We start from the raw sequence: 5,117 nt of genomic DNA, 5'->3' as shown, positions 1-5,117 counted from the left end.
GCGAAGCTCATCGGCGACATGTTCGCCGACAAGCTGCGCATGCCCTGCCCGGTGTCGACCAACCTGTGCCTCGACTTTCCGGATGCCGAAGCCTCGGGAATGAAGGCCGGCCGCAAATTCATGCGGACCACCAGCCTCGCCGACAGCAAGTCCGCCCGCCTACTACCGCAGCTGAAGGAGCAGTCGGCCGAGTGGAAGTTCGTGAAGGACCAGCTGAAGCAGGGCCATAAGCTCGTCCAGGCCTTCTACTCGGTCACCGCCTTCAGCCCCAAGGGCAAGGGCGACGCCAACGAGCGGAGCATCAAGTCGGTTTACCGGGCGGCTGGCTGGGACCTGCTCGACGATCGCTACCTGCAGATCCAGGGCCTGCTCGCGGCGATGCCGATGACCATGGCCAACGGCCTCTCGTACGACCTGAAGAACATGAAGCGGCTGCGCACCGTCATTACCACGACGGCGGCGAGCCTCGCACCGATGCAGGGCGAGTATCTCGGCGGCAACAACCCGCACTTGATGCTGATCGGCCGGCGCGGTCAGCCCTTCTTCTGGTCGCCATTCGAGAACACGGCCGGCAACCACAACGTCGCCGTCTTCGGCAAGTCCGGCAGCGGCAAGTCGGTCGCGCTCCAGGAGCTGTGCGCGGCGCTCTGCGGCGCCGGCGCCAAGGTGGTGGTGATCGATGACGGGCGCTCGTTCGAGCACTCCGCCAAGCTGCAGGGCGGCGCATTCGTCGAGTTCACGATGGCGTCGGGCTTCTGCCTCAACCCCTTCTCGATGATCGACGCCGGACAGGCGGAAGCGGACGAGGATTATCTCGTCGACTGCCTGGCGATGCTGAAGTCGATCGTCAGCCAGATGGCGCGCCACATCGACAAGCTCAACGACACCGAGCGTGGTCTGATCGATGGCGCGATCAAGCAGGTGTGGGAGGCGGAAGGCACCAACGGCTCGATCGACGCGGTGATCGCCGCGCTCGACGAAACCGGCAATCCGCTCGGTGCCGACCTCGGCATCGCCATGCGGCCGTTCTCGGCCAAGGGCACCTACGGCAAGTTTTTCGAGGGCCAGGTCTCGTTCGAGCTCACGGCCGACCTGACGGTCTTCGAGCTGTCCGACCTGTCGAGCCGCGAAGAGCTGCGCTCGGTGGTGCTGAGCGCGATCATGTTCATGACCTCGCAGCGGATGCGCCGGGTCGACCGCTCGATCCCGAAAGCGCTGCTGCTCGATGAAGCGTGGCAGATGCTCAAGGGCGGCGCGATGGCCGACTTCATCGAGGCCTATGCCCGCACCTGCCGCAAGTACGGCGCGTCGCTGGTCACCGCGACCCAGAGTCTCAACGACTATTACAAGTCGGACGGCAGCCGCGCCGCGCTGGAGAACAGCGACTGGTTCATGATCCTTCAGCAGAAGGCCGAGACCATTGCCGACTTCAAGAAGCATGATCGCTTCGAGATGGACGACTACACTGACGCGCTGCTCCGTTCGCTGAAGCGGCAGGGCGTTGAATACTCGGACGTGATGATAAAGGGGCCGGACACGCTGGCGGTCGGCCGGCTGGTGCTCGATCCCTATTCGGCGACCGTCTTCTCGTCCTCGCCGCGCACCTTCGCCGCCATCCACGAGCTGCTCGATCAGGGCCTGTCGATGGACGTCGCGATCGAGCGCGTCGCCTTCCCCAACAACCCCGAGAAGTGGAGCGACGCCGACGACGGCCTCGCCATCGCAGCGGAGTGACGACCATGGCCACCCTGATCCGATCGCGGCGTCTGACGATGCCCGACCTGTCCACCCTCTCCTACCATGGCCTGCGCGTCGTCGGCTTCACGGTTACCTGCCTGCTCGTCACCTGGGGCTTGTTCGTTCTCGCGATGCTGATGATCGGCAGCCTGAACTTCGACCTGATGATGGCGCAACTCGCCAACCTGTCGACCCGCTACGTCGCGGCTGATGCTCATCGGGTAGCGCAGTTCAAGGGCCTCGTCGGCTCGGCACAGCTTCTGCTCCTCGCCGCGGTGATGTTCTTCCGCCGGCACGCGCTGCTCGGCGCCAAGCCGACGGTGGCGGCGAGCCGTGGTTGAGCCGATGCTGCCGCTCGATCTGCCGGCGTCGGAGCCGGCCGCCATGACGCCGCGGCACCGGCCCGTCTTCGCGGGCTACACTGGCCCGCAGCTGCTGGTCGGCGCTGCCGTCCTTCTGCTGCTGATCTGGGGCATGTGGGTCACGCGCGCGCTGACCGCCGCGCCGCGCCAGCACATCGTCAAGGCGAACCTGTCGCGGATCGTCGGCGAGTACGTCCAGGCGCAGGCGCGTAGCGCCACCCCGCCCGAGCAGGTTCGCGCGCAGATGCAGCAATTCATGGCCTCGCTCGACAGCGAGCTGCAGCGGCGCAGCGCGCAGGGCCAGGTCGTGCTGGTCGGCGAGGCGGTGCTGTCCAAGAGCGTGCCGGACATCACCGCCGAGGTGGTGAGCTCGATCTACGCTGGCGGCGTCGCCCGGCCGCACCCGGCCGCGCTCCAGGTCCCGCCTGCCGCACTGGTTCCGCAAGCGGCCGACGCCCAGCCCGCAGCGGCGGTGCCGCCCCGGCAGGTCCTGCCGACGCCGCCACCGGGCAATCCTTTCGAGACGGTCGCTCCCGAAGGACAAGCGCCGGTCGCATCCGTCTCCAGCTTCGGAGGGGCAAATGGCAACCCTGGCCAGTAAGCCGGTCGAGGCGCCGGAGCCGTTCCGCTTTCGCAAGCGGCTCTGGGCGATCCTCGGCATCGTTGGTGTCGGGACCATCGTCGGCCAGGGTCTGTCCGACTGGCAGGAGAACCACGCCCTCCTCATCAACGCGACGGAGTCGCTGCCGAACTGGGCGTTCGTGATCCATAAGACGGCGCTCCCGAAGCGCGGCGAGTACGTGTTCTTCCTGCCGCCAGCCAACCCGCTGGTGATCCGGCACTTCGGTGCCAAGCCGCAGATGTTCGGCAAGATCGTCTACGGCATGCCCGGCGATGCCGTGCTCCATCGCGGGCCGTGGGTTGTCGTCGCCGGCCGCGTCGTCAGCCGGATGAAGCCGCTGACGCGGACGGGCGAGGCGCTGCACCCCGGCCCGACCGGCACCGTGCCCGACGGCTGCTACTATGTCGGCACGCCCCACAAGGATGGCTTCGACAGCCGCTATGCCGAAATCGGCTACGCCTGCTCGAGGAACATCGTCGGCGTCGGGAGCGCGATCCTGTGAGCCGCTGGCGGACGATCCTGGCCACTGCGGCGCTGCTGGCGGTCGGCTCGTCCGCCGCGGTCGCCAAGGACTTCGGCACGATGGGAAAGGCCTTTCCGGTGATGGAGCCCGACATCCTTGCCACCATCGAGGCGCGGCTCCAGCATCTGCAGGCGACCGGCGGCATCGATCGCGCCAACGCAGAGTTCGCGCACCGCGCAGAAGCGCGGGTGCGCCGTCCCGAGCCGGTCGCCGGCATCAGCCATGCCAGCGAGCCGCGGTCGTGGATCTATGATCCCTCGATCGTGATCGACCACGACGTGCGCGACCAGAAGGGCAACCTCATCGCGCAGCGGGGCCGCTCGGTGAACCCGCTAGACTTTGTGGCGATGGGCCAGGCGCTGGTGTTCGTCGACGGCGACAGCAAGGCCGAGATGGATTGGGCAACCAGCCATTACGACGATCTCAAGGCCAAGATCATCCTCGTCAGCGGTGCCCCGCTCGACGAGATGACCGCCCGCAAGCGCCGATTCTATTTCGACCAGGAGGGCCGCCTCACCGGCCGCCTGGGCGTGCGTCACACGCCCGCGATCGCGGTGCAAGAGGGTCGCGTTCTCAAGCTCTCCGAAATCCAGCTGAAGGGAAATGGCTGATGCCGCTGTGGCTCGACCTCCTCAAGACGCCGATGGCGGCGCCTGAGACCAAGGATCTTCGGACCATGCGCAAGACGATGCAGGTGCTCTGCGTCGCGTGCGCGGTCGGCGTGCTCGCGATCTCGCCGTTAATGCGAGCGTTCGGTCCGGCCGCGAGCTTCGTCGTCGCGGTGCTGCTCATCACCACCGCGCTTCATGTCGCTCTCTACGTCGTCCGGAAGAACCGGGCCGACAACGACCATTTGGCGGCCATGACCGCCAAGGAGGGCTGAGTGAGCTGCTTCCGTCTTTTCGCGATGGTGCTGGCATTGCTGTTCGGTGCCGGTGCCATGAGCGCGCGCGCGCAAGCCGAGACATCGTGCTCGGGCAAGTTCGTCAACCCGATCACCGATGTCTGCTGGTCGTGCCTGTTCCCGCTGTCGATCGGCTCCATGAAGATCTGGCCGAGCAGCCGGCCCGACACCGAGAACCCGAGCCTGCCGATCTGCGCGTGCGGAACCCCCATACCGCGCATCGGCATCGCCGCGGGCTTCTGGGAGCCGGCTCGGCTCGCGGACGTGTCGACCAAGCCGTGGTGCTTCGTGAACCTCGGCGGTCTCAAGATCTCGCCCGGCTTCGATATCGGCCGCGGGCAGATGCAGGGGCCGTCCCAGACCGGCGGCGCGGCGCAGAACACGTCCAAGTGGCACGTCCACTGGTACGTCTACCCGCTGCTCTACTGGATGGAGATCCTGACGGACTTCGTCTGCTTCGAGAACGCCTCGTTCGACATCGCCTACATGACCGAGGTCGATCCGCTGTGGCAGGATGACTCGCTGACCGCGATCCTCAACCCGGAAGCGGTCCTGTTCACCAGCACGGTCGCGCAGGCCGCCTGCGCCGGGGATTGCGTCGCCGCGACGGCCAAGCTGCCGATCGACCAGGTGTTCTGGTGCGCGGGCTGCCAGGGGCCGATGTACCCGGTGAACGGCAACGTCGACGCGCATATCGGCCATGTCCAGGCGTCGCGCCTCGTGCTGACCCGCTTCGCCTTCAAGCTCCACCGCGAGGGCCTCGCCTGGGGCACGATGGGCTCCAAGGGCCTGTGCAACAAGTACCTGATGCCGATGATGCGCAAGCAGCAATATCGGGTGCAGATGGTCAATCCGATCCCGACGGTCAGCGGCAACGCCGCCTGCTCGCCGCTGGGTGCTTCCACCATGCCACCGCAGGCCGGCCGCTCCTATCCCGTGAAGGGCGAGGACATGGGCTACCTCGGCTGG

The 5,117-nt window shown here is 66.8% G+C and carries 7 protein-coding genes; all 7 read left to right on the top strand.

Translation table 11 applies throughout. From position 1 onward, the window contains the following. Positions 1-1,734, top strand: a 1,734-nt coding sequence (locus tag HUU95_RS07935) for a DUF5934 domain-containing protein (protein WP_174279622.1), incomplete at its 5' end; no start/stop codon positions are given. A 5-nt stretch (positions 1,735-1,739) separates the two neighbouring features. After that, complete coding sequence (locus tag HUU95_RS07930; RefSeq protein WP_174279621.1) at positions 1,740-2,078, top strand: hypothetical protein; 339 nt, start codon at positions 1,740-1,742, stop codon at positions 2,076-2,078. A 4-nt stretch (positions 2,079-2,082) separates the two neighbouring features. Next, positions 2,083-2,700 (top strand): type-F conjugative transfer system protein TrbI, encoded by a 618-nt coding sequence (locus HUU95_RS07925; protein ID WP_174279620.1) that lies wholly within the window; start codon positions 2,083-2,085, stop codon positions 2,698-2,700. Continuing rightward, entirely contained in the window at positions 2,681-3,223 is a 543-nt protein-coding gene (locus tag HUU95_RS07920; RefSeq protein ID WP_174279619.1) for a S26 family signal peptidase, read from the top strand. Before HUU95_RS07925 ends, HUU95_RS07920 begins: the two co-directional genes overlap by 20 nt. Beyond that, positions 3,220-3,855 (top strand): type-F conjugative transfer system protein TraW, encoded by a 636-nt coding sequence (gene traW / locus HUU95_RS07915; protein ID WP_254602684.1) that lies wholly within the window; start codon positions 3,220-3,222, stop codon positions 3,853-3,855. The genes HUU95_RS07920 and traW overlap by 4 nt, the downstream gene beginning before the upstream one ends. Next, entirely contained in the window at positions 3,855-4,127 is a 273-nt protein-coding gene (locus HUU95_RS07910; RefSeq protein ID WP_174279618.1) for a hypothetical protein, read from the top strand. The genes traW and HUU95_RS07910 overlap by 1 nt, the downstream gene beginning before the upstream one ends. 24 nt (positions 4,128-4,151) lie before the next feature. Then, on the top strand, positions 4,152-5,117 hold a 966-nt coding region (gene traU / locus HUU95_RS07905), incomplete at its 3' end, for a conjugal transfer pilus assembly protein TraU (RefSeq protein ID WP_174279623.1).

The sequence above is a fragment of the Sphingomonas bacterium genome (assembly GCF_903643065.1).
In the GTDB taxonomy this organism is placed as follows: domain Bacteria; phylum Pseudomonadota; class Alphaproteobacteria; order Sphingomonadales; family Sphingomonadaceae; genus Sphingomonas.
The sequence above is the reverse complement of the archived record's forward strand: the minus strand, read 5'-3'. Positions and strand labels throughout refer to the sequence as shown.